The organism is Pedobacter sp. AC379, from assembly GCF_979258145.1.
Window position 1 is genome coordinate 80,817 of the sequence record NZ_OZ409839.1, and the last position, 23,176, is coordinate 103,992.

The 23,176-nt window shown below is 36.5% G+C and carries 24 protein-coding genes; 3 read left to right on the plus strand and 21 right to left on the minus strand.

The window, feature by feature from the left end; translation table 11 throughout:
- Window positions 1-570 precede the first annotated feature (570 nt).
- From ACZZZW_RS00340 to ACZZZW_RS00435, 20 genes are all read right to left on the minus strand, one after another.
- Window positions 571-1,134 (minus strand): DUF3109 family protein, encoded by a 564-nt coding sequence (locus ACZZZW_RS00340; RefSeq protein WP_463497694.1) that lies wholly within the window; start codon window positions 1,132-1,134, stop codon window positions 571-573.
- A gap of 2 nt (window positions 1,135-1,136) precedes the next feature.
- The gene (locus ACZZZW_RS00345; protein ID WP_055902598.1) at window positions 1,137-1,910 is read right to left on the minus strand and encodes a DUF3108 domain-containing protein; all 774 of its coding nucleotides are present in this window, start codon (window positions 1,908-1,910) and stop codon (window positions 1,137-1,139) included.
- Window positions 1,911-2,007: 97 nt separating this feature from the next.
- A complete protein-coding gene (locus ACZZZW_RS00350; protein WP_055902603.1) occupies window positions 2,008-2,523 on the minus strand; it encodes a DUF2480 family protein in 516 nt (171 codons plus the stop codon).
- Between the two features lie 65 nt (window positions 2,524-2,588).
- Window positions 2,589-4,673, minus strand: coding sequence for a peptidylprolyl isomerase (locus ACZZZW_RS00355; protein ID WP_055902606.1), 2,085 nt, complete (start codon window positions 4,671-4,673; stop codon window positions 2,589-2,591).
- A gap of 160 nt (window positions 4,674-4,833) precedes the next feature.
- Window positions 4,834-5,406 carry a hypothetical protein gene (locus ACZZZW_RS00360; RefSeq protein ID WP_055902609.1) on the minus strand — a complete coding sequence of 191 codons (573 nt, stop codon included), beginning with the start codon at window positions 5,404-5,406 and terminating at the stop codon, window positions 4,834-4,836.
- On the minus strand, window positions 5,406-6,719 hold the full coding sequence (locus tag ACZZZW_RS00365; RefSeq protein WP_082458591.1) for a porin family protein: 1,314 nt from the start codon (window positions 6,717-6,719) through the stop codon (window positions 5,406-5,408). Before ACZZZW_RS00365 ends, ACZZZW_RS00360 begins: the two co-directional genes overlap by 1 nt.
- Window positions 6,700-7,434, minus strand: a complete 735-nt coding sequence (locus tag ACZZZW_RS00370) for a type III pantothenate kinase (protein ID WP_055902615.1) — start codon at window positions 7,432-7,434, stop codon at window positions 6,700-6,702. The genes ACZZZW_RS00365 and ACZZZW_RS00370 overlap by 20 nt, the downstream gene beginning before the upstream one ends.
- A 154-nt stretch (window positions 7,435-7,588) precedes the next feature.
- Entirely contained in the window at window positions 7,589-8,569 is a 981-nt protein-coding gene (locus ACZZZW_RS00375; RefSeq protein WP_055902616.1) for a DUF6427 family protein, read from the minus strand.
- Between the two features lie 57 nt (window positions 8,570-8,626).
- Window positions 8,627-9,616, minus strand: a complete 990-nt coding sequence (locus tag ACZZZW_RS00380; protein WP_055902618.1) for a glycosyltransferase family protein — start codon at window positions 9,614-9,616, stop codon at window positions 8,627-8,629.
- 20 nt (window positions 9,617-9,636) lie between these two features.
- A complete protein-coding gene (locus ACZZZW_RS00385) occupies window positions 9,637-10,491 on the minus strand; it encodes a UDP-2,3-diacylglucosamine diphosphatase (protein ID WP_055902621.1) in 855 nt (284 codons plus the stop codon).
- A 375-nt stretch (window positions 10,492-10,866) separates the two neighbouring features.
- Window positions 10,867-11,397 carry a thermonuclease family protein gene (locus ACZZZW_RS00390; protein WP_055902625.1) on the minus strand — a complete coding sequence of 177 codons (531 nt, stop codon included), beginning with the start codon at window positions 11,395-11,397 and terminating at the stop codon, window positions 10,867-10,869.
- A 275-nt stretch (window positions 11,398-11,672) separates the two neighbouring features.
- Window positions 11,673-12,515 carry a hypothetical protein gene (locus tag ACZZZW_RS00395; RefSeq protein ID WP_055902630.1) on the minus strand — a complete coding sequence of 281 codons (843 nt, stop codon included), beginning with the start codon at window positions 12,513-12,515 and terminating at the stop codon, window positions 11,673-11,675.
- Between the two features lie 7 nt (window positions 12,516-12,522).
- Window positions 12,523-13,854 carry a hypothetical protein gene (locus tag ACZZZW_RS00400; RefSeq protein WP_463491972.1) on the minus strand — a complete coding sequence of 444 codons (1,332 nt, stop codon included), beginning with the start codon at window positions 13,852-13,854 and terminating at the stop codon, window positions 12,523-12,525.
- Between the two features lie 36 nt (window positions 13,855-13,890).
- Window positions 13,891-14,271, minus strand: a complete 381-nt coding sequence (locus ACZZZW_RS00405; RefSeq protein WP_055902635.1) for a DUF6804 family protein — start codon at window positions 14,269-14,271, stop codon at window positions 13,891-13,893.
- Between the two features lie 39 nt (window positions 14,272-14,310).
- Window positions 14,311-14,679, minus strand: a complete 369-nt coding sequence (locus tag ACZZZW_RS00410; RefSeq protein ID WP_055902638.1) for a DUF6232 family protein — start codon at window positions 14,677-14,679, stop codon at window positions 14,311-14,313.
- Window positions 14,680-14,839: 160 nt separating this feature from the next.
- The gene (locus ACZZZW_RS00415; RefSeq protein WP_055902641.1) at window positions 14,840-15,178 is read right to left on the minus strand and encodes a hypothetical protein; all 339 of its coding nucleotides are present in this window, start codon (window positions 15,176-15,178) and stop codon (window positions 14,840-14,842) included.
- A gap of 260 nt (window positions 15,179-15,438) precedes the next feature.
- Window positions 15,439-16,503 (minus strand): type I restriction endonuclease, encoded by a 1,065-nt coding sequence (locus tag ACZZZW_RS00420; RefSeq protein WP_055902645.1) that lies wholly within the window; start codon window positions 16,501-16,503, stop codon window positions 15,439-15,441.
- 242 nt (window positions 16,504-16,745) lie between these two features.
- Complete coding sequence (locus tag ACZZZW_RS00425; RefSeq protein ID WP_055902648.1) at window positions 16,746-17,411, minus strand: response regulator; 666 nt, start codon at window positions 17,409-17,411, stop codon at window positions 16,746-16,748.
- Window positions 17,412-17,425: 14 nt separating this feature from the next.
- Window positions 17,426-18,862 carry a tetratricopeptide repeat-containing sensor histidine kinase gene (locus ACZZZW_RS00430; protein WP_157255303.1) on the minus strand — a complete coding sequence of 479 codons (1,437 nt, stop codon included), beginning with the start codon at window positions 18,860-18,862 and terminating at the stop codon, window positions 17,426-17,428.
- A 383-nt stretch (window positions 18,863-19,245) separates the two neighbouring features.
- Window positions 19,246-19,455, minus strand: a complete 210-nt coding sequence (locus ACZZZW_RS00435) for a hypothetical protein (RefSeq protein ID WP_463491973.1) — start codon at window positions 19,453-19,455, stop codon at window positions 19,246-19,248.
- 366 nt (window positions 19,456-19,821) lie between these two features.
- On the opposite strand from ACZZZW_RS00435, the gene ACZZZW_RS00440 reads away from it, so the two are divergent.
- A complete protein-coding gene (locus ACZZZW_RS00440; protein ID WP_463491974.1) occupies window positions 19,822-20,856 on the plus strand; it encodes a hypothetical protein in 1,035 nt (344 codons plus the stop codon).
- Window positions 20,857-20,933: 77 nt separating this feature from the next.
- Here ACZZZW_RS00440 and ACZZZW_RS00445 read toward each other — a convergent pair whose 3' ends face one another.
- The gene (locus ACZZZW_RS00445; RefSeq protein WP_463491975.1) at window positions 20,934-21,485 is read right to left on the minus strand and encodes a hypothetical protein; all 552 of its coding nucleotides are present in this window, start codon (window positions 21,483-21,485) and stop codon (window positions 20,934-20,936) included.
- Between the two features lie 257 nt (window positions 21,486-21,742).
- On the opposite strand from ACZZZW_RS00445, the gene ACZZZW_RS00450 reads away from it, so the two are divergent.
- Both ACZZZW_RS00450 and ACZZZW_RS00455 read left to right on the plus strand, forming a co-directional pair.
- Entirely contained in the window at window positions 21,743-22,105 is a 363-nt protein-coding gene (locus ACZZZW_RS00450) for a hypothetical protein (RefSeq protein ID WP_463491976.1), read from the plus strand.
- Window positions 22,102-23,127, plus strand: a complete 1,026-nt coding sequence (locus ACZZZW_RS00455) for a hypothetical protein (protein ID WP_463491977.1) — start codon at window positions 22,102-22,104, stop codon at window positions 23,125-23,127. Before ACZZZW_RS00450 ends, ACZZZW_RS00455 begins: the two co-directional genes overlap by 4 nt.
- The last annotated feature ends 49 nt before the right edge of the window (window positions 23,128-23,176 follow it).

The window sequence follows — 23,176 nt, forward strand, 5'->3', positions numbered from 1 at the left end:
TAAATGATGTTAACCCACCATTTAGAATATTTTTGAATGCACATAACTATTGAATATTTTTTCTGATGGATTCGAGAAGGAATCTTTATCGTTTAAGATTTGAATCCTGAGACACAAATCCTATATCATCATTGAAAAATAAAATGGCGCTGCCTCAATCCCCTTTTTCTTGGTTATTGACAATACCCATAACAATACCTATCGGTTATTTCTCTCACGCTTGCGCTAATTTGTTAAGATTTTATTAGCTTAGAAAAGACAACGTACACCAAATTGATCTGCTTCATTCATTTATAATTGAGGATTGCGTAGTTTATGGAATAATCGATCAAAGAGGAATATTTTAAAAGTGAGGCGGACTCATATACCCGGGACAGAAAATCCAAAGTACAGATGACTCAAAGAAACGGAGAAGAAGGTAATTTTGAAAAACGGTAAAGAATGAAAAAGATCTTGTAGCAACCAATAAGTATTACCAACTATAATAGCATTATCCGAAATTTTTCGATATCATTACAAATTGACATTCAACCATTTTAGAATTTTGATTAGCTTCAAACCACTTTTTGACTACATCGCAGCAACCGAAGCTTCCAATTCCTTATACCACTCTTCTCCATACTTACGGATAAGTGGACCCTTTAAAAAGCTGTAAACAGGAACTTTCAGTTCCCGGCCGAAAGTGCAGGCATCATGGCAAATATGCCAGCGGTCGTAATTTAACACATCAAACTCCGGGTATTTGGTAATCCGGATGGGATATAAATGGCACGAAATCGGTTTTTGCCAATCTACAATACCTTGCTCATACGCTTTTTCAATCGCACATTTGGTAATGCCACCCTCAAAAAGCACATAAGCACATTCTTTATTTTTATCTACACAAGGCGTGGTAAGGTCGCCGTCTTGATCTACCACATAAACACCCTGTTCTTCAATCGCCTTAATGCCTTTTTCATTTAGCAGGTGCTTAATTTTAGGATAAATCTCTTCAAGAACAGCCTTTTCATCATTATCCAATGGCGCACCAGAATCACCCTCCACACAACATATTCCTTTACATTTGCTTAAATTACAAACGAAATTTTCTTTCAATACATCCTGGTGCACCAGCACCTGTTCAACTTCTATCATCATTATTCTTTTGCTAAAGCATATTTCAGCCCACTGGCCGATTTTAATTCCATCGTTACTGCACCAACCAGTATCTCTACCTGTGCCTTTACAGGCACACGGTTTCCGTCATCTGTCACCCAAAGGTATAATCTACTGTCTTTTTTGAATATTCTACCCGGCTTAATTGAGGGACTAAACTTAAGGCAACGGATATTTCCCAATTTACTCTTAATGGTTTCTTTCCCGACATACTCCACTTCCAATGCTGAAATCTCATCTCCTAAAAAGTAGTTCAGCTTAAACTTGTCACCTGTTTTGATTTTACCGATATCAAGGCTCCGGGCAAAATAATAAGCAGAAACCAGGTCAAAAGTTTGCGTCGTTGGCGTGGTAAATGTTCCTCTGTTGGAAACCACTTTTTTAGCATCCTGGTTAAACCTGGCCTTATCCTGCCGTTTATAACTGGCTTCGCGAATATTCTCCTGATAAAAATACGGCAACAAATCTGTTTTATCAATATAGGAATCATAATGGTCCCTTATTTTGTAAAACACATCGAAAGTGCCTGAGGTCTGTGCATCAACGGAAAGTTTATAGGTAGGCTTATTATCAAATTTTAAATCTGAGTTGGCTACCTTAATCGTAGCTTCCGCTGCAGTAATAAATCCGTACCTTAATTTATATTGAAGAACTTCTCCCTCCTGAAATACGGCTTCCTTTTTCAGTGGAAGTTCCTGCGCTGTTGCGAAAAGGCTAAACAAACCTATCGTAAGGGTGATTATTGCTTTCTTCATGCTTTTGTATTCATTTGTGTGTATCAATGAAAGAAACGTCTTAAACAACTGGTCAGATTCTTTCACCAATGAAGATATACAAAAAGCAAACCAAAATTTAATCTTTTCGCTTATATACCGGAACAGTAGAGCAGGGCTCGCCGAACATAATGCTCTTTACAACCGGGGTTAGCAGATTGGTAACCTCCACATAAGCAGAAACCGGAACATCGATATCCCCGCATCCTTTTACCACCACACGCTCATTTGCATAATCCTGTGGATTAATTTTACCAAGCGCTTTGGCAAATAATACAGCCTCCAGGGTATTTAAATCGCCAAATACCACTTCATTGACATAGGGTTGTAATCGGTTGGCCAGTAACATATAAGCCCAGGTAGGAACTATTGCATCTGCAGAGCAGGTAATGGCTACATTTTTTCCCTCGTATTGTGTCCAGTCGTGATTTTTGATAAATTCCCTGAAATCTTTCTCTCTCAGCATTAAGCCATGAAAAAGATTATCTACGATATCGTATAATACCCGCTCGCCTTTATGATAAAAATCTTCAAGGTTTAAAGTGATCAAACCGCTATTGGCTACCTTATTAATAATGTTTTCCTGAATATCCATGGCCTTAAATAAAAAAACCGTTCCGACTGATCATCGGAACGGTTACAAAATTACGGAATTTCTAATTAATAGAATTTCACACGATTGTCTTTTATCTTCGCATTTTCCTGTAAAGCCTGGAAAGCAGATCCTAATGAACGCTGGCCTAAACTTAACAACATGCTTTCTTTTTGCTTGAACATATTTGCAATTGGTGCAGGGTTTGTAAATCCATCAACAGAAAATACATAAACACCACGCTCACCTTGCACAGGGGCTGATACTTTACCTGGTTGAGAACCAAAAACACTTCCCACCAATGCATTTTCTTGTGCCACACCCGGAATTACAGGGTTAGCAAACACAACATTTTGAACTGGATTAACCGGACGCGCTACTTTTGATGCAATTTGATCTAAACTTGCTTTACCAGCATTAGCCAACTTTTCTTTTAATAATTTTGCTTTAACAGCATTGATTACCATTGGCTCAATTTCTTTTTTCACATCATCTAAAGCTAAAATGCCTTTTGGACTGATTGATGTTAAACGGGCAACTACGTAAGCATTGCTCATGGTATAAATTTCTGGCAAAACATCACCTTTTTCAGCAGCATAAGCATCCTGAATCAATTTACGTGGGTTATCCAGTCCTGCAGCAAAGCCTTGAGTTGGAGCAACCTTATCAGCAACAGCAACTTTCAATCCTTTTTGTGCTGCAAACTTGCTAAAATCATTACCTTTTACATCTGTTAAGAAACTGCTTGCTGCTTTATAAGCTGCTGCCTGGGTTTTGCTACTTGCTGCCAATGCTTTTTCTACATAAGCCAACTTAGCCACCTTAGATGAACCGATCTGTTTTTCGATTTTAAGGATATGGTATCCGAACTGGGATTTTACCACTTTAATATCTCCGGCTTTACCATCAAATGCAGCATTTTCGAATTCAGGTACCATCGCACCACGTGCAAAAGTTGGCAATTCACCACCTTTATCTTTCGAACCATCTACACTATAGTTTTTAGCCAGTTCAGCAAAGTTGCCTCCTTTTAAAATTAATCCTTTTAATGAGTCAGCCAATTTAACTGCTTTATCTTCACCACCAACTTTAGCCGGATCGATTAAGATATGGCTTGCTTTTACCGAATCAGGAGAGATGCGGGTAGAAACAACTTTAATGATTTTATATGAGTTACCTGTTAATTTAGGACCATAAAAACTTCCGGCAGGTAAAGCAAACACTGCTGAATCAACAGCTGGATCTAATTTACCTTTAGTAATATAGGTAAACGGAACCTTAACGTCTGAATTGATTGCAGCGAAAAGTGAATCGTTTTTAGCCACCTGGAAATCAGCAGCAATTTTATCAACCTGAGTTTTAATGGCTAATGAATCTGCTTTGTTCGGACTGATACTAAAAGTAACATATTCGAAAGCACGGGTTTCCTGTGGATTGTTGAAACGCGCTTTATTCTGATCATAGTATTCGCTATAATCTGCATCCGTTACTTTAACCGACTTATCAGGTATAGATGCATAATCTAAACTTACATATTTAAAATTAGCCAGTTTGTTGCGGTTGTTATATTCATCAGTAGCCTCTAATGAAGTTACATAAACCGAATTACGGATCAGGTTAGAGTATTTGGTTTGTAACGCCTGGTTTTTAATTTCTTCCTGCAACATATTGGATTGTTGTATGGCTTGAGCTTCTTTCGATTTAAGAAAGTTCATCAGCGTTACACGATCCAACTGCCCGGTTTGAGGGTTAGAGAAATATTGTTTAATCAGCGGGCTAGGGTTCTGGCCTTGTAATAAATCCACAAGTTCATCTTCCGATACCGTTAAACCTAAACGGTCATATTCTTTGGTTAATAAAACTTTAGCCAATTCTGCATTCCAGGCCTGGTCTACAGCCATGGCAGTCATCTGTGCATTTGCACTACCGCCATATTGTTGTTTCATCTGGTTTACACCTTGATCAACTTTTGGTCCGAACTCATCAATATTGATATCGTTACCATCAATAGAACCTACTACCTTTTGATTTGCCGACCAAAAAGGTTTACCCACGTTAATTGCATCACCTACTAAAAATGCAACAATTGCAAAACCTATAGCAAAGACCAGGATATAGCCCGCACGGTTACGCAAAAATGTCATTAATCCCATATTGTAATTATAAATTTATTTAGTTCTTTTTTAAGAGGGCGCAAGATACAAATTTGCCTTAAAAAAGAAAACACAAAATTTTATTTATCAAGTGTTTAATTTTTAAGTAAATAGAAGCCTCTTTTTCTTGATAGAATGACCGTATTAGTGAATAAATAGCTTAAGGGGCCACGCCTTCTTTCATGTTCAGTTCTCCGTTTCCACTATCCATCTCATAGGTGCTAAAATCCTGCGGGGCTTTAAAGTTAATTCCTTCTCCCACGCTACCATCCGCACCTCTAACATATACCCTTTGATTTGAATAAAAGAACTTCTTCGATTCATCCCAGATCAGTTCCTGAGAAGAAAAAGTATCACCTTTACTGTTTTTCACCACTACATTTTTCCTGAATTCAGTTTTAAGTTCAGTATCCTTCCTAATGGCATAATCGCAAACCAGGTTACCATCAATGGTTCCGTTCGGGTTGTAAAAATCGATGTTTACGCCCTTAATCATTTCCTGATAAGAGCTGCCGTTAGATGGCGTAACCTTATCCAATATCGGAGCTGTACCTTTAGCCTTTAATCTGGCCGAATCGCTGTAAACAATATCTACACCAATGGTACGGTCTCTGGTTAAGGTTACCTTATTTGCAGAAACTGAATTTGCATTTTTTAGATCGTCGTCTCCACAAGATGCCAAAAACAATGGCAACACCAGAAACAGACCATATAAAAATGTTCTACAGTTCATTAGTCTACACGGTACTTACGAAACCAGGTATCGTTTAAAGTAAAGCCAAGGTGGAAATTGATGTACTGTTCTTTAACAAGATTGTTGTTCAGTGTTCCTCGTTGGCCAACCTCAGTTGTGAAGTTAATTTTATAAAATGCAGTACCACCGCTTGCAGTAGGCAGTGGGAAACCAAAACCTAAAGATGCGCCCATTTGCTTAATGTCTTGATTATTGATCTGAATATAGGTTTTATCATAACTTACGCCCAAACGGTAATCAACACGTTTCATGTAACTGTTGTAAGAAAAAGCATCTGGCGTCCATTGGCCACCTAAAGATGCACCCCAGCTGTCTTGCAAGCCTTGGTTTACATTATTTATGCTTGTTTTAGACCATTTACTCATTCTAAAATCTGCACCGATTAACCATTTATCATTTTGTTGAATGGCAATACCAAAATTATGTGTTAAAGGTAAAGTAAGGTTAGATTTTCCATTATCCACTGTGTTTAGCGTATCTGCTGCGGTACTTTCATTACCATCCACATCTCTTGTATATAGCGTAGCGTAAGAGGTTAGCGTAGAATTTACTTTTCCTGAAGTACTTCCAGAGTATCCTAAAGTAACGATGGTTTTCTTGCCTACATTAAAATCGTATTGGATACCATATGAATAATTTAAACCGCCAACACTATTTTTAGTCTGAAGTTTAGCATTGTAAGAACCGGCACTATTAAATTCAGTAGCACGGCTGGTTTGAAGGTTACCGAAAATATATTCCAGGTTACCACCAATTCTTAAATGGTCGCCAAAGCGGTAACCATAACCCAAATAAGCTTTTGATAAGCCACCTTCACCTTCATATAATTGATCCAATGTTGTGGTATCAACTTTAACCGTATTCCTATAATTATAACCCAAATCAGAGTAAGGCAAAATACCAAAACTCAATGCTGATCTTCTGGTAACCGGAGCAGCGAAAGCCAAATGGCTAAATGTAGAGTTAAAGCTCGATTCTTTTAAGTTATTGCGTGATAGGCTGGTTACACTTGCACTCATACCAATATCGATCGTTGTTAACGAAATACCAGCATACGATGCAGGGTTTTGCATATTGATGTTATTGAAACCTGTTACTTTGCTCACGGCAGTAGAAATTCCACCCATTGCCCTAAACTGTGGCAACAAAGATCCTTTTATATTTCCAAGTCCATATCTTGAATATGGTGATGATGTGGTAACCTGTGCCTGAGCACCAAAACCACAAACTAGAACGAGTATGGCTGCAATATAATTTATTCTTTTGTACATTTTAATCTGCAATAGCTTCATTTAATCCTTTTAATACCAGGTAGGGATCTTTTATAATTTGAGGGGCAAAGATGCTGTTTTGTAATTGCTTATACAAAAAATTAGCATCACCACCCGTTATAATTACCTTCAGGGCACTTTCTTTCTTATTATTTAAGGCAATAAAGCCTTCAATTTCATTTATTATACCTTGCAAAACACCATTCTTAATCGCCGATAAGGTATCAGTCCCTTCTACTATATCCTCTTTTGCATCCCACTCCACCAATGGCAAACGGCCGGTAAACTCATGCACAGCCTTAAAACGCATATTTATACCAGGGCTTATGCTGCCGCCAAAATATTCTTTTGATCCGCTTAAAGCATCATAAGTAATACAAGTGCCGGCATCTACCACCAAACTTGCACTTGCAGGATACAATCCGTTTGCACCCAAAATTGCTGCCCATCTATCTAATCCTAAAGTAACGGGTGTTTTATACCTGTTTTGCACTCCGTTAGTCAACATGGTTGAAAAGCGGATATAATCGGTATGCTTTTTTAAAAATACTTCCAGCGGACCAACTTCCTGGTTAACACTGCTGATGATTGATTTGGCCGGTGCAAATTTTTCAATCAATTGAGCCAGATCCAGTATCCCAAGTTTATTGAAACGCTGATGATGAACAATTTCTTTCTTTGCAAAAACAGCAACCTTTGCCGAAGAATTTCCAATATCAATGCTTAGCCTGCGCATTTGTAATCTCCCTCCGCAAATAATATGTTGTTTAGAAATTCCAATGACTCCATTTTTATCAATCCGATTAAAACTAAAAAAGCTTTAATTCTAAAATCATGCACAAAGCTATTAATCTTTGTCAAGTTTCGTTCTAGTTATTTGTTAAAAAAGGTTAAACAAATAGAAAATACTGCACCGAAAGCACAAATAAAAGGAACAATGTTTCGTAAAACCAACGTTTTTTAGCATTACTGAAATAGTAGGCCAACAGTACCGATCCGGGTGGTACACACAGCAGGAAATGCCACGTTCTGAAATCAGGTTTGAGGTAAAAACTGACCGCCGATACAATAAACATGAAAAACAACAGCTGAAAACTTTTACGGGTGCTGATAAAACTCCTAAAGAAATTTTCGCGCAGCTGAAGTGATGCCAGTATGATAATTATCGCTACCGGGATAAGCACCAAATAATCGTTATAATTAATTTTAAAAACAGAAGGGAATTTATTGCCCAGCGGTTTCCAGATCTGATAAAATGAACTTAAATTATCGTTCCAGTAGTAAAATACCGCCAGAAAAAAGAATACGGTTATAAATCCGATCAACCCGGCCAACCACTCCCGCCAGTTAAAAGACCTAAACAGCAGCAAAGCCAAAAAGATCATCAGCAGCATGGCCATAAAAGGGAAGTAAATCAGTGTGCCAACCGCTATGATCATCCCGATATCGAAAACGGTGGTGATGGAGTTGGCACTTTTTCCCAGTTTTAAAAATTTATCAATAATCCAGATCAGCAAAAAATTACAGATCAATGCCGGAGAGAGGATCATAAAAGGCATAAATAAACTTGTTCCCGTAACAAACATCAGTCCCGGCAGGAAACTGGGTTTAGCAAGTAAATTGTGGTTGTTTACTATCCTGTTAAAAATTAAAGCCTGAATAAATACCAGCACCGCAGCAATAAAAATATTGGTGGACGGATTAAAGGCATTATCTAAATCTATATTGATCAAAAGCCTTGCAAATGGCTCCAAGAAATCGAAGTTTAATTGCGCAGGAATCTCATAAAAGATGGCCATACGCATAAAAAATGTGTAAACCAGCAGCAACAAGAGGTTAATTGGACTTAGCTTTCTAAACTGATTAATCATGCCTTTTTAAAGAGTAGGCAAAGTAAAGAAAATAATTTAAGAGTAGCAGAAGAAAGACTAAGGCCGGGCATACTTCTTTACCATATCATCAATAATCCGGGCAGTTTCATCCGGGAAATGAAATTCATGCTGCTGAGGATTTTCCACCCAGTTTTTGATAATAGGAAGCCAGTTTCTTGTACTGCCCCAGATCACAGGCAGACCAAACTGTTTTAAGGCGTAAGCATTACATTGCTGCTCAAACTGGAAACGCATTGGTGCAACAAGCAGCTTTTTCTTTAAATAAAGTGCCTCAGCAGGCCCTTCAAATCCGCCTCCCGTGAACAACCCTTCGCAGGTGGCCAGACTTATATTGAATTTTTCGTTGTTGACAGGCTCTACAAAGACATTACCCTCCTGATAAGCTTCCTTGCTATGTTTTGAGAAAATTTCCCATTTAATGTCGGGGATTTGCATAAAAAGCTTCACGAGGCGTTTATCATCAATAGCGGGAAGATACACCGTGTAATGGCCTAGATTTTGGCTTTCCATATTGCGGATCTCCGCCCTGATTACCGGGGTATGAATAAATGTATCGTAGCGGTCGAAGTGAAAGCCAATGTGGTATTTTGTAGGAGCATAACGGCTCAAAATAAGCTTTCCCCAATCCAAAGTTCTTGGCCGGGGTACTTTTTTTGATTTAAATGCTGCTTGATGGCTCAATGATACGCATTCTATACCTTGCAGCTTACAGGCCCAGGCACTTACTGGTTCAAAATCGTTTACAATTAGGTTGTAATCTTTAAGTTCAAGCTGCTTCATGTCTTTGCGGAAACGGAAAAGATTCATGTTCAGCCAGGTTTTGAAATGATCTACGCCGCCTTTTTTCCCAAATATAAAGCTGAAACCGTGCAATTGATATTTTACGGGCTGACTGAGTTTTACATCGGCCTGTGTTCCGCTTACTAAAATATCCAGTTCGCCATATTGCTGTAACAAAGGAATAATTTCCCTCGCCCTGCTGATATGGCCATTACCTGTTCCCTGTATTGCGTAAAGTATTTTCATTTATGCCCGAATATCTAAAATTATTGGGCAATTTCATATTTTATATTCTGTAAAAGAATATTTATATCCAGTTTACTTTTTAGATCCTCGCCATCAGAAAGCAGCCCTTCATCAGTCTCATCCTTTGTAAAGTCCTGATGGTCATACTTAAATACAGTCCAGGTTTTGTTATTATATTCTAATGAAGTCAGACTTTCCACCCAATCGCCACTGTTCAGGTAAACTACTTTTCCATCTTCAGTAGCGATTTCGCGTTGTTCCGCCTGATGGATATGCCCACAAACCACATATTGATAACCTTTTTCGATGGCCAATTCTGCCGCTGTCTGCTCAAAGCTGTTGATGAACTTGACCGCATCTTTAAACTTGGCTTTTATTTTTTTTGAAAAGCTCATTTTTTCCCGGCCAAACGCGGTAAGCACCCAATTTACAAAACTATTGATCAGGATTAGGGTATCGTAGCCAACCGCCCCGAGTTTGGCGAGCCATTTAGAATGTTGCATGGTTACATCAAAAACATCACCGTGGAAAAACCAGGCCCTTTTACCGTCTAACTCTAAAATTAATTTATTCTGAAGGTGGAAAGTTCCCATTTCCATGCCATCGAATTTACGAAGCATTTCATCATGGTTTCCTGTTAAATAATGAACCTGAACGCCTTCTGAAACAAATTTCATCAATTTACGGATGACTTTCATGTGCGATTCGGGCCAGTAACTTTTGCTGAATTGCCAGATATCGATGATATCCCCATTTAAGATTAATATTTTAGGCTTAATGCTTTTCAAATATTTTAAAAGCTCTTTTGCATGGCAGCCATAAGTGCCCAAATGTACATCGGAAATTACGACTACATCTACGTTTCTTTTATCCATAAACGGGAAATTTTAGGGGGAAGAATTTTATTACCGCTCGTTGGGAGCAGTTTAGAGATAAAGTAAAGGTGTTACCACTCTTCTTCCTCATCAAGTTTTACCTCAAAGGGGCTAAAGAAATAAAGTACAACAATTAACAAACACACGGCAAAGAATGACTCTAACATATTACCTGATTTTACATTACAAATGTAAGACACTGGATATCAAACAAATGTTACGACATTGTTAAATTATTATTCTCAGGGTTAAAGTCTGTTAAAATGACTTATAATGGTTAAATGATGCCTGATTTTTTGTTATGCTATTTTTATAAATCGGACATTCTTCTCATCAAAGACTGTTGAGCTTGAATAAATAAGAAGATAAAGAGTTCTATTTTGAAAGGCTATGTTTCGATTCGCGCCATGCCCACGGTGCAATTGCATTTTGCTCTTGCCAGAGGCCGATTTTGTTTTTCCTGGCTGTGATTTCCAGCTGCGCGTACAGTGAATCACTGGAATATTTTTTAAAATGCCAGGCCATTCCCTGTTTAATCATTTCCTGATTTACCACTTGCTTTTTACGATTAATGACAACAGCAATTAACCTTCTATAACGGTCGTATTTCTGGCTTTGTACGTTTACCATTTGCCCGAAACATAAATCGGACAATGCTTTTTTAGCCTGATTACCAAAAGGCTGCTTACCTCGTTTTTCCGGACAATCGATATGGGCCAAACGTATTTTTAAGGGTTGGTTCTGGTACAATACTTCCATCGTATCGCCATCTAAAATGCGAATTACTTTGGCGGTAAAAACAAGGTTGCTGTATTTTCTCGGTTTGCTTCCGCCAGGTTGAATGAAGCAGCTTTGCAGTGTTAACAGCAAAAAGAGAACACTTAATTTCCCTTTTCCCAACCGCATAATGTTTTTCCGTCCTTTTTGGCTTTTTCTATATCCACCTTTACAATTCTATAAGTGCAATTGCTTAAACCGCGACAATTAGAGGTATAATGATATTTTTTTGCACCCGGGCTATTGCATAGGTATACAGTTTTGGTTTCTTTGCAAGCAATGTTGGTAATGAAAAATAAGATTAGGGAGAGGGTTTTCATGTTTAGGGATGGGTAAAAAGTTCAACAATTGATGATCTATTTATATACTAAATATGATTAAATGTAAAGATTAAGGCTTCTGGCTTACTTCATAAAATTACTAATTACTGCTTCAACGCTAGATGCTAGGTCTGTTGTTCGTAATTCAAATCTTTTCACTTTCATGGCTTTGAACCAGTCGGACCAGTATTGTTTTATCACATCCTCTTCATAAGGACTTTGGATAGATGGATTAATACCCAATACCATAATTTCTAGTTCTTTTAAATTGTAAGGAAAAGAGATAAAGCCCAAGTTACTTTTCTTCATAACGGCTAGGTAATTCGCGGTATTTAGCTTTTTTTGAGCTAGAAATTCTGGAGTGATGAATGAACTTTTACCTTTTATGACTATTTTACTGTTTTTGTGGTACATGTAACCATCGGTTAGTATCACTAAAATATTCCTATGATCTGGTTTTATACAATATTGCTGAACATTGTTTTTGAAGAATCTCCAGATGTCGGAGCCAATATAATTACCGTCTTTAATAGCATACTGATAAATTTTTACAGGTTTGTCGTTATAAACTTTATCTAGATTTAAAAAATCATTTTTACTGGATTTAGGATTGAAATCAACCTTTAATTGTTGACTTAACAACTCAATATCTTGTATTTCAGGTATAGGATTAAAAAACACCTGCATTTGATCCTTTAAAAGAAGCATCTTCTTTCTTTTTATGTGTTTAACAAAAAGCTTTTCTACAGATTTGATATATTGAAGATCGCGTTGATAAAGACCAGGATTCTTTTTAGGGTCAATCCGATCTGATAAATCAAGTAAAAAACTGATATTCAGGTTTTGATTTTGCTGGGCTTTAGTCCCTTTCGAGCAGATACAAGTGATCAAAAAGATCATTAATAGGCTTAGTATTTTTTTTTTCATGCTGGTTTTATAAAGTTGACATATAAACGGAATTTTGGGAATCTTCACTTGCACCTACATTTTTAAGGTTTTCATCATAACAGGCCCTGCATTCATTTTGAAGATCAAATTTTTCACGTTGTGAAATGCGAAGTTGTTCATTAACAAATGTGATCCATCCCTGCACATACTCCGAGGCATATAGTACATATTCTTTGGTAGGTATAATTACAGCATCAATGATCCTTTGTAGTGTAACAATGCGTCCTTGCGCTTCAACAGAAAGCTTCTTGATGCTGCTGAGTTCCTCTATCAGTTTTTCTTTTTGAATTTCGATATCCGCAATACGATCCTGGTGAATCTGAATATCTTTTTTTCTGCGTTGCTGTTCGTGTTTAATTTTATCTTTCTCACGGTGCTCTTTCATAATAAAATCGAATACCACACCCCAAATGAGGTATACAACAAAACCTGCAAAGATGATTCCCCAGAACTCTATTTTAGTTATAGCAATAGAAACATTAAATTCCTCAGAATCAAAGTCTTTATTCAACTTATCTATCTTTTCTTCTATCTGATAAGCCAGGATGGCATCAAAAACAAAAGTGGTAATGAAAAGTAATCCGATCTTTAAATAATTCCATTTGCTTTTAGCCTCTCCAAACATGTGGATTAAATAACCCAAACCAAGAAATACAAAAGGAATAAAGGTTACAAATACACCTTCTAATAATCCATCACGCCAGGCTTTTTCAAAGGCTTTTGCATCTAAAATATTCATAACAACTGTGATACTATTCGCATCCAATATTTTAAAAAAAGCGGAGTATGAGGTGGAGATATAAAAGGTAAATAAATATAAACTTAAGGGCATGAGAATGATTAAACCAATATAAAATTTAGCTGAAGCTCCCTTCGATGCACTGATTTGGTATTTTTCTGGATCTCGGGCCAGTTCGTTAATTTCGAACTTTAACTCTTCGATATCATCTTTTACCTTTCTAATATTGCTTTCTACCTGAGTAATCTGCTGTTTTTTGCTTTCTTCGCTGATGGAAAGTGTCTTGATTTCAGTTTCCTTGCTTCTTTGCTCATTGATGTAAGGTTCTTTGGCTAGTTGTTGTTTTTCTACGAGTTCTTTTTCCTCATTTTGAAACTTCGCATAAATAGCATTCAAACATATCGAAAGTGCCAGTGGACTCCCACTGTTTCGAGATCCGTCTCTAAAGCCTGCTTCGTGGTAAGTTCTTTTTCTTACCTCCGCTGCTTGTTCGGTAACAGGTGTTTTGATCTCCACATCGTCATCTTGTGGCACATCGGCTGTTTTGAGGTTAAAAAATTCTTCTATTTGAGCAATCATAACATTTAGTTTTGAGTTTGAATCATTATTTTATAGTTATACTTCCCGCTTTACAGAAACGATGCGGTCTTTAGCGTATGTTTTTTGAGTAGGTGCTAACTCAATAGTTTTTTCTTCTATTTTTGTGGGTGCTTTTTTACTATAAAAAGCAAACAGTAAAAAAAGTAAACCTGTAATTACATCAAGTGGAATCCAAATGCTTTTCCGGTGCAGGTAAATGGGGAAAAAAGGATTAAAAAGAATAAGGACTAGAATAAAAACAATAGCTAACGAATAGTTCTTTTGATTTATCCAGCTGTAAATGTGCAACACTGCTCCAAGTGAGACTATGGTTCTTAAAAAAGTGTAATATTCGATAGGCAACTTCAATATTGCTGCAAAACAACATAGAGCACAAACAATAAGAAAAACTTTCATAATCGAGAATTAGAATGTATTTATCGTAAACTGGATGCGCTAACCCCTGAATACAATGGCATCATTAAGTGCGTTTACAATTTTCTGAACATATAATCGATCTTTTGAAACAATACTGTTCACTTCTCCTGAATTGGTACTGATTCTAACAGTAAATTCATTTTTAATAAGAATACCAATACTTAGAATAATAAAGCCCATGATTCTTGCTTCACTGGAAAGTAACATTAGCGTGCCTATTACGATCATAATAGCAGGTAAAGTTTTACTTTTTATGATTTCAAAAATATGAACAGAAGATATGTTCCTCATTGCATAAGTTTTTGAGTTGGTAACATACCTGGATTGGGTAACCGTAACATTTATATCTTGGTAAAATGTTACTTCGCTTTGTAATTGTGCTTCCATAAGTAGTTTATTAGTTGTTTATTATCCAAAAGTAGACAAGTAACAAGGCTATACATTACGGGAAACCGTAACACAAAAAATTATTTTCAACTCACTCAAAAAACGAAACACTCTCATTATCAAACAGATAAAAATCAATCAACTGTGCATATTTAATACACTATTCATTTTTAGGCTTTATGTAATTCTCAGATTTTTCTTTTATCCACCAGTTATTATCAAGGCGTTTTATTGATTTAAAAGAACGGGTTATACCGGGTTTCATGGTTGCAGTATCGAGGTGCCTCGGCCACACATGTAAAATGGTGTCGGCACCGATACGTACCCACCAAAATGTTTTGCCGTAACGTTTTGTTGTATAAATTTCGCTTATCGTTCCTGTAATGGTGTTCATATTAAAACCAGGTTCCATTAACTGATAAGTTGTTATTTTTTGTTTCTGTGCACGGGCAATGCCAAAAGCGAATGTTAATAAAAGCAACGTACCTAAATGTTTCATTGCGCTAAGGTATTTAGGCAAAAAACGGATTCCTTACGGCAAACCCCATTCGGGTTATTTTATTTAGGATAGATGATTTATTTATGAAAGATTGGATGTATAAGGAATGCTTAACATAAATCATTGCAGTAGCGTATTTTCGGTTATAATATCAAGCTATACAAGATCAAAAAAAATGGTATTGAAAATGAGAGGTTGCCCTGTTTGCCACCAATACAAACGATGGGGCAACCTCTGCACTTTTGAGAATTAAACGTTAATTAATAAAGATCTATGGTTTGATGCAGCTGAATCCGGTAATTGTAAAGCTCATCCAAATTGAATAATTGTTTTTTCTCTCCGGCGTCTTTCCCGTTGTGAAAAGTTTCTATGTATTTATTAGCGGTATTAAAGTGGAATCTACAAATCGGCTTGCGGTTATTGTCATCTAAAAGCACTCCGAAATAAGATTGGGTATCCCGTGCAGCAATTCGAATGGAAGGGATTTTCTCGCGTAAAATGGCCTTTACAATCTGGAAAGCTTCTAACTCTTCCTCTGTGGTTACAATTTTAGATGCATCGGGATCTTCAATAATGGAAATCACTTTATCATCTTCCTTTTTTTCTATTTTCTCATTGATATTCAGCGCTGATTTTAAACGGTCGCTAATGGATTCGTTGATGGAAATGGCAAGGGCTTTTTTAGTATATTCTTTAAAAGCGATCATGCGGTTAGCGGTAAGGGGCTTATCAAAAAACCGGTTAACCAATAACTTCACTATTTCATCAGAAGGGCTATCAATCTCCTTTTCAAATTCCTTTCTAATGGCCTTAATGTATTTTAATCCTTCGGCAGAATCTAGGATGGTTTCTAAATTGTATTCATTTTTAGTAAAGCTTTCGAGAATTTTAATGGCATTGTCTTTCAAATCTTCGATATCGATGGTGAGAAAAGGTTTTTCATCCATGATATTTGGCTTTTCCAGATCGGCATAAAAGTTATAAACCGTACCATTGGTAAGTACACCAAAACGTGCTTTGGAAACATGGTAATAACGGTGAAGTTGAGAGTTATGTGCATCTGCACTTTCTTTCCAATGTTTGCATTCGAAAATAAGAATCGGTTCGTTGTTTTTACGGATCACATAATCTACCTTTTCACCTTTTTTGGTTCCGATATCACAAATATGTTCAGGAATCACTTCGGTTGGATTAAAAATATCATAGCCAAGAATTTGAATAAAAGGCATCACAAATGCATTTTTTGTTGCTTCCTCGGTATTAATCTGGTCTTTTAAACCCACTACCCGCTGATGAAGTTGTTCTAACTTTAGTTTAAGATCCATGTTGCCTGAGTTTTTTGGTTGTTGAACAAATGTAGAACGCGAGCTTGGTTTATTTTTACGGGAAACCGTAGAGGGGTGCATTGGTATCTTTGATATTGCTTATAGAAAGTTTTGTCCGCATTATCATTTTAAATAAGCCGGAAGAAACCGTTAGCCAATAGTTGCACACAGATTAAAGCTGAACCAGCCTGATCATCAATTTTATATTTTAGACCATTAAGCAGTTAAGGGAATTAAGATTATTAAATTACCTTATTTGCGATACAATAAGCGATGAGTTGCCCGTTATTGGAAATATTCAGCGCAGTTTTAATATAACTTATCCTTTTTTCGATACTGCTTAAACCAGATGGTTCCATTTTTTTTTCCTTTAAAATGCCAGCCATTTCTTTTTGGGTTTTGCCATCTAAAATTAGTGAAACGATTGTTTTGTCGTAAGCGGTAAAATCGTGCAGGTATTCTTCTTTTTGCCTCAGATTGGGCGAATGGTATTTTTTATTTTTATAAACACTTTCTAAAGCCAGTTTAAGGTCTTTCGCATCGTGGCGTGCCTTAGGTACAAAAGCATCTATATCATATTCCTTAAAAAGTGTATTGGCTATCAAAGCTCTGTTTTCTATAGAAAATACCAGAATTTTTAAGTCGGGCTGAATTTCCTTTAATGCCTTTATCAGTTCTCTACCTCCTGATATTTTTTGTTTTGGATAATCTTCATCAAAAGAAAGATCGGTAATGATCAATTCATAAGGATCGCCATCTCGAAGTGCTTTTTGTACGCGTGTAAATGCATCATCACAATAAAATACATAATCTTTATCAGCTATGGTAATCCCAAGATCGGTAAGTGCACTACGAAGTGATTTACTCACGATTTCATGGTCTTCGGCGATGAGTACGTTTTTGAACATATTTATATTTTTAATTAGATTGGAAATGAAAATTCAACACAAAGCCCTTCATCGGGCTTGGTGTCAAAAGTAATATGGCCCGAAATACTTTCTATACGGGTTTCCGTATTCCTCAAACCATTTTTAAATGTTAAAACCTCCATTCCTTTTCCATTATCCACATATATTACCTTTACAAGGCCATTTTCACGCTTAAAATCTATTCCAACCATATCTGCACCGCTATGTTTTTTCATATTGGTCATCAGTTCCTGCAAAATGCAAAATACCTCTGTTTTGGTATCATCTTTAATTCCTTCCCAAAGTTTTTCAGCATTACCTCCCAAAACGATGTTGATTTTCTCAGAGGCATAAGCATATAACATTTTTGATAACTCAACAGAAAAACTTTCTTCGTGGCTATTATCTTTATTATCGTAAGAAAGGTCTCTGGATATTTTATAAATCACATCCAACTTATCAGCGAGGTCGTTTTTATCTATTTCATTAGTATTCTCCACTTCCGACATTACCTGGTATACCCGATTGGCAACACGATCGTGAATTTTTTTAACATATTTAAGCTCCGTTCTTTTTACTTCGATTTCCTTCTCCTGTTGCAGGCTTTTTTTCCGTTTTAAGTAAAGGAAATAGCCGAAGATTAAAAATATTATCAGAGTACCGATCCCAATATTTCTAACTAAAATATCCTTTTGTTTCTCTATATTCTCTCCTTGTGCTTTTAGAAAGTTGGCTTTGTTTTTTTCCGAATTATAACGAATAACTGCAAATTGATTCTTGGCAGCACTACGGACAGTTTGTATGCTATCGCTTAGATTTTGATAAGTCTGAAAATATTTTTTGGTGGCTGGTGGAGGACTAAGTTTGATCAGTTTTTGTAAACCTTCCAAACGATCATCAACCCGGTTTAACACTTGAGCAATCTGATATCTCTTGTTTGCATAAAACAAAGCAGAATCAGGTTTAATATTGGTGTAATAATCAGCAAGATGGGCATAACTCGCATTAAGCTCTAATGAGAGATTGTTCCTTTTCCTAATATCTAATGCTCTTAATAATTCAGGGGCAGCATTGTAATTTGGGTTTTGAAGCCATTTGGTTAGGGCAAGGTTGGATAATACTTTGGCAAATGTTTCACTGTCAATTGATTGATTTAAAATATCTTGATAGATGGTTATTGCCTTTAGATAAGCTTTTCTTTTCCTGTAAATATTTCCAATATTATTTTTAAGCACAGCTTCGGGAACAACACCCGTAGTATAATCTAAAGCTTCTGTATAAAATTCAATAGCTTGATCATAATCTTTTAAATTTTCTGAAGCAAATCCTAAGTTATTTAAGTTCGCTTTTATAAATATGTGCTCTTTTGGTATTCTTTTATTGAAAAATGGAGATGCATTTATCGATAATTCTTGTCCTCCAAAATAATCACCATTATTAGTTGAGATCATAGCCATATTTAAAAGGCACTTCGCAACACCTAAATTATTTTTCTGTTGAAGAAAGAGGTCTTTAGCTTTATCCAAATAAAAAAAAGCACTATCAATTTTTTGTTCTACTAAGTATTGATATGCCTTATCGTATATAGGGTTATTTTCTTTTTTTTCGACTTTTATACCCGGGCTTTTCTTGGAGCAGGAGAACAAAAGCACGATGAAGATTATGGCAATATTGAGGCGCTTCACTTTTTTAGATTTTAATCTAAATTAAAGAAATTTAATTTGGATTGCACCTTATTTAAACGTTTTAAAATTGTTAAGCACTAGTTGACTGAAATTTTTGAAATATTAAAATAAAAAATAAGGCGGCAATGTGCCGCCTTATTATCCTATTACTATTTCGGTATTTTGATCTGGCCACCTTCACCACCTATATCGTCGCCTGGAGGGGTGTCTCCTGGGTTATTTGGATCATCAGGATTCGTATCACCAGGATCGGCATCAGCAGTATTTACAGTTGTTGTTCCGCCACAAGAAGCAGACTGATTTGTATTGTACGGAGTAGCTAATCCTAATAGGATTGCAATAAATAATGGAATAAACATTTCTTTAAAAATTTAAAAAGTGATGTACACGTAGTTCCCCACGCCCCATGCATGGGGGTTGCTACAAACTGTAAATCAGAAGGCCTTCTGAAATTTTTGGGAAGTGTTGAGTGTCTGTCGCGGGAGCTTGTAGCTGCTTCCCAAACCGGCTAATAACTACCGCGATTTCTACTCTTTTATTAATCAGTTTTTTAAATTAGCTTTGATAATGAATCGCTGCCTGTGCTGATCAACGATACAAATATGGGGTGAGTCAAAAGATTAATTATCAGTATATTCCGATGTTTCCTTTGTTTCCGCCTAGATTCCGGAAAACCGTAAATATTCCACTTATTCCGTCTTATTTTTACGCTAAATTTTAAAGAAATGTTTGAGGAGTATAAAAAAGACTTATTAAAATTCTATCAGATAAAAGAAAAAAACAATAATCTTTCTGATAATTTAAACCCTCTTAAACGGGAAAGGTTAAGGGCCGAATGCATTGAGGTTTTTAGACAAAAAAACACATCAAAAGACAAAGATTTAATCAAATCAGTTTTTGATCCTTCAAATGGGTATGAGGATCAGGTAAGAAGTATTGAGAGGTTCAATTTAGATCGATTTAGACCTTTAATCAGTTTTCTGAAAGAAGAAGTAAGAGTTATTAGAGATGATAAGCTGATTAAGCTCTTTGCATGGTTAATAAATTTTCCTACAAATGAAGAGTGGAGAGGATTTAGTCAAGCGGAAAAAAATATCGTTTTTAAGGCCGCAGAAAAAACACAGCCCCAAAAACCTTTACCTCCAAAGAAGCCGACACCTATCCCGCCCGGGCCTTCAACACCCATTATTTCACACCGTTTCTCATCCCCCAAAATCATTATTACCTGCATATTAGCACTAACAATCACCAGCATATCTTTTATGGCATGGGAGCGTATGGTTACAAGTGTTAGAAAACCCAATCCAGATGAGAAATTTATGTATTGGGATGGCGATCATTACGAACCCGTTAAAGAAGGTGAACAAAAGGCGGGAGTTACGATTATCCCGTTAGATCTTAAACTCTTACAGCAACAAAGAAAGATTACTTTGCCTGATACATTGACAAAATATTCCTTGGGTAAAGTTTGGTATAAAGGATATGGAAAGGCGCATGAATATTTTACCGCTCCAGGCGTATATCCTCCCGATACAATCAGAAGACTAAAACCCCTTTCATCTCAAATAATAAAATATTCTTCTTATGACAGGTATTTACTAACCCGTTTAAAATGGTTTTTAGGTACTGCTTTTTTTATAGGCCTTTGTGGTTACTGGGCAGGCACATTTAAGAAAGAAGTTAAAGAGCCTATAAAAGGAAAAAAGATGGATGCTGTTGAAGATCTTCCTGAAGCTGAGCTCGTACAACAACCGGTTTAGAAAAAGGAATAGTGTTATAAATAAAGCTAAGTAATGGTTTAACCCAGATATTTTTACCTGAGTTAAACCAATTTATTTTACTGGCCCCAGTTTACCTGGATATTGTGTTTTTGTGCATACACTTTACCTTTTTCCATCAGTGCATTAAAATTTTGTTCAAATTGGGCACCATATTTCTGGTCGATGCTTTTAATCATTTCATCTTTAGTCGTTTCGCTACCCTTACTGTCGCAGAGTTTAGCAAAGGCCATGTATTCGTTTTTATAAACAGGGATCACCATTTCATACAATTGCTGCGAAAGACTTTTAATTTCCTTTTCTTCATCTCCCGATGCTGAAAGTTTTTTCACTTTTTCCAGTGATTGTTCAAGGTATAATATTTTGTTGTTGAGACTGGTAACGGCTTCGTTGCCTTTCTTTTTACTGGATGGAATATCAGGATATTCTTTGGTTTCGTCGTTAATATGACGAGCGAGATCGGCAGTGGCAAAATCGTTGATCATGTTGGTGTTCAGGATGGCAATGTCGAAAAAACGTTCAGGGGTTTCGGAGCAAGCCGAGAAAAAAAGCGTGAAGAGGATTAAAATCGCGAATCCAGATTTTTGGGATAGTGCTTGTAATTTGTTCATAATCTAAATGGGTTTCCTTATAAAATTTAAATTTCGGTAGGAGCAAAGATTGAGCCGAGTTTTTGAGTTGTAAGCATAAAAACCGCTCTTGTATTTGATAATAAACAAAAAATTAACACAAATCAGTGTAATTCTAAATGCAATAATTATAACCATTTGGACTTGATCTTCAACTACATAATATGTAAATTTAGTTCTCTTATACAGCCTTCTTTTAATTACGTTCTTATCATCTTGAATTAAACCCTAAAAAAGCCATGAACCAATCAGAATTAATTGAAAAAAAAAGGCGTTTTATCAAACGCACTTATTTCGGAGTGTCAGACAATCCGCTTGATGATGTAAATCCATTTGACGCCTGGGATGAATTTTTAGTAGCAAAGGTTAAAGACATGAATTGGGGAATAAATCCTGATGCTATAAAAAGATCAAAAATCAGGTTTGCCTATAATTTTAATAAAATTTTAGATCATTATAGTGTTACACTTGGCCTTGATGATATCCTGGTTGACCTAGATAATGATGCGCAAACCAACGAATCAATGATCAATACCTGGGCGGATAAAGCCATTTTTCCGGGCGATAAAACTGAAACAAAAAACAAAGTGGAAGAGAAATGAAAAAGGCCTTACTAATGATTGCCTGCCTTGGCTTTGGAAGTTTGGCAGTTGCACAGGTAAATGAAAATGCCGATACCACAGCAAAAAAAAGCATTGTGGAAGAATCCAGTTCGTTTAAAGTTTTTGATAAATATGGATTAAAGGTTGATCTGAAATTTATTGACCCTGAAAAAGGCTCATTTGGGATTGATTATCAATTTCAACTAGATCGGAATTTGCTCGGTCATGATCCGGCTAAAATCAATAAATTAAATCTATCACTAGGCAGCAGGGGTTTTGTAACCGTAGCTGAAGATAAAAATAAAAACAGCAGCTTAATCTCCGAAATTAAATTGGAAGGGCAACCGCTTTTTCACGTAAAAGGGAAAGAACTCGGCCAGCGGACTCCTATTGATCTCTCGGCGGAAGATGATCCGGAATTACCTCCAGGGAAAGATCCACTTGTTGATGAAGCAAGAAATTTAGCAGCTCAGGTGGCATCGCCTTTATGGCTTTCGTTAAATTTGCATGCGAAACACGAAACCACACAGGATTTCAGAAACTACGACTTTGCATTTGGTCCGCAGCTTTCTGTTTCTACTTCCTACCTCAGCGCAATTCTCGATTTTCCTTTTGGTTTACTTCGGGCAGCTAAAAACAACAATCCAAGGCAGTTGGATTTATCAGTAGGCTATGATTATGTAACCGGAGCAAACAAAACCAGCCTTGCGCCTTTACTTGATGACGCTAAATTTATGAACAGGCTGAACCTAAAAGCAGAATGGGAAACAGGAATATTTTCAGGAAATGAACGCATTGCCTTTTTATTTGATTCATATTACGACCTTGACCGTAATTTATTGCTGAAAAATGCAGGTAAAGACTGGAATTATTTTTATATGATCAGGATTGAAAAACTTTTAAAAATTAACCTGGGGCCGGGCACCAAAACTAAGGTGGCTGTGAAATATACAGCAGGTGAGCTTCCGCCAAATTTCGATAAAGGTTTTGTACTTGGCGGGGGTTTTTCAATTGATTTTTAGTAAGCATATTTCTGGCGATTGTATCTTAAATTAACGATACAGTCGCTTT

Bases quoted from the DNA above. Each gene is read 5' to 3' on its own strand.
- ACZZZW_RS00390 (WP_055902625.1), bottom strand. From the start codon at position 11,397: ATGCGGTTGGGAAAAGGGAAATTAAGTGTTCTCTTTTTGCTGTTAACA.
- ACZZZW_RS00365 (WP_082458591.1), bottom strand. From the start codon at position 6,719: ATGAAGCTATTGCAGATTAAAATGTACAAAAGAATAAATTATATTGCA.
- ACZZZW_RS00400 (WP_463491972.1), bottom strand. From the start codon at position 13,854: ATGATTGCTCAAATAGAAGAATTTTTTAACCTCAAAACAGCCGATGTG.
- ACZZZW_RS00375 (WP_055902616.1), bottom strand. From the start codon at position 8,569: ATGATTAATCAGTTTAGAAAGCTAAGTCCAATTAACCTCTTGTTGCTG.
- ACZZZW_RS00415 (WP_055902641.1), bottom strand. From the start codon at position 15,178: ATGAAACATTTAGGTACGTTGCTTTTATTAACATTCGCTTTTGGCATT.
- ACZZZW_RS00455 (WP_463491977.1), top strand. From the start codon at position 22,102: ATGAAAAAGGCCTTACTAATGATTGCCTGCCTTGGCTTTGGAAGTTTG.
- ACZZZW_RS00350 (WP_055902603.1), bottom strand. From the start codon at position 2,523: ATGGATATTCAGGAAAACATTATTAATAAGGTAGCCAATAGCGGTTTG.
- ACZZZW_RS00445 (WP_463491975.1), bottom strand. From the start codon at position 21,485: ATGAACAAATTACAAGCACTATCCCAAAAATCTGGATTCGCGATTTTA.
- ACZZZW_RS00440 (WP_463491974.1), top strand. From the start codon at position 19,822: ATGTTTGAGGAGTATAAAAAAGACTTATTAAAATTCTATCAGATAAAA.
- ACZZZW_RS00360 (WP_055902609.1), bottom strand. From the start codon at position 5,406: ATGAACTGTAGAACATTTTTATATGGTCTGTTTCTGGTGTTGCCATTG.
- ACZZZW_RS00340 (WP_463497694.1), bottom strand. From the start codon at position 1,134: ATGATAGAAGTTGAACAGGTGCTGGTGCACCAGGATGTATTGAAAGAA.
- ACZZZW_RS00395 (WP_055902630.1), bottom strand. From the start codon at position 12,515: ATGAAAAAAAAAATACTAAGCCTATTAATGATCTTTTTGATCACTTGT.
- ACZZZW_RS00370 (WP_055902615.1), bottom strand. From the start codon at position 7,434: ATGCGCAGGCTAAGCATTGATATTGGAAATTCTTCGGCAAAGGTTGCT.
- ACZZZW_RS00385 (WP_055902621.1), bottom strand. From the start codon at position 10,491: ATGGATAAAAGAAACGTAGATGTAGTCGTAATTTCCGATGTACATTTG.
- ACZZZW_RS00355 (WP_055902606.1), bottom strand. From the start codon at position 4,673: ATGGGATTAATGACATTTTTGCGTAACCGTGCGGGCTATATCCTGGTC.
- ACZZZW_RS00345 (WP_055902598.1), bottom strand. From the start codon at position 1,910: ATGAAGAAAGCAATAATCACCCTTACGATAGGTTTGTTTAGCCTTTTC.
- ACZZZW_RS00410 (WP_055902638.1), bottom strand. From the start codon at position 14,679: ATGGAAGCACAATTACAAAGCGAAGTAACATTTTACCAAGATATAAAT.
- ACZZZW_RS00420 (WP_055902645.1), bottom strand. From the start codon at position 16,503: ATGGATCTTAAACTAAAGTTAGAACAACTTCATCAGCGGGTAGTGGGT.
- ACZZZW_RS00380 (WP_055902618.1), bottom strand. From the start codon at position 9,616: ATGAAAATACTTTACGCAATACAGGGAACAGGTAATGGCCATATCAGC.
- ACZZZW_RS00430 (WP_157255303.1), bottom strand. From the start codon at position 18,862: ATGATCTCAACTAATAATGGTGATTATTTTGGAGGACAAGAATTATCG.
- ACZZZW_RS00435 (WP_463491973.1), bottom strand. From the start codon at position 19,455: ATGTTTATTCCATTATTTATTGCAATCCTATTAGGATTAGCTACTCCG.
- ACZZZW_RS00425 (WP_055902648.1), bottom strand. From the start codon at position 17,411: ATGTTCAAAAACGTACTCATCGCCGAAGACCATGAAATCGTGAGTAAA.
- ACZZZW_RS00450 (WP_463491976.1), top strand. From the start codon at position 21,743: ATGAACCAATCAGAATTAATTGAAAAAAAAAGGCGTTTTATCAAACGC.
- ACZZZW_RS00405 (WP_055902635.1), bottom strand. From the start codon at position 14,271: ATGAAAGTTTTTCTTATTGTTTGTGCTCTATGTTGTTTTGCAGCAATA.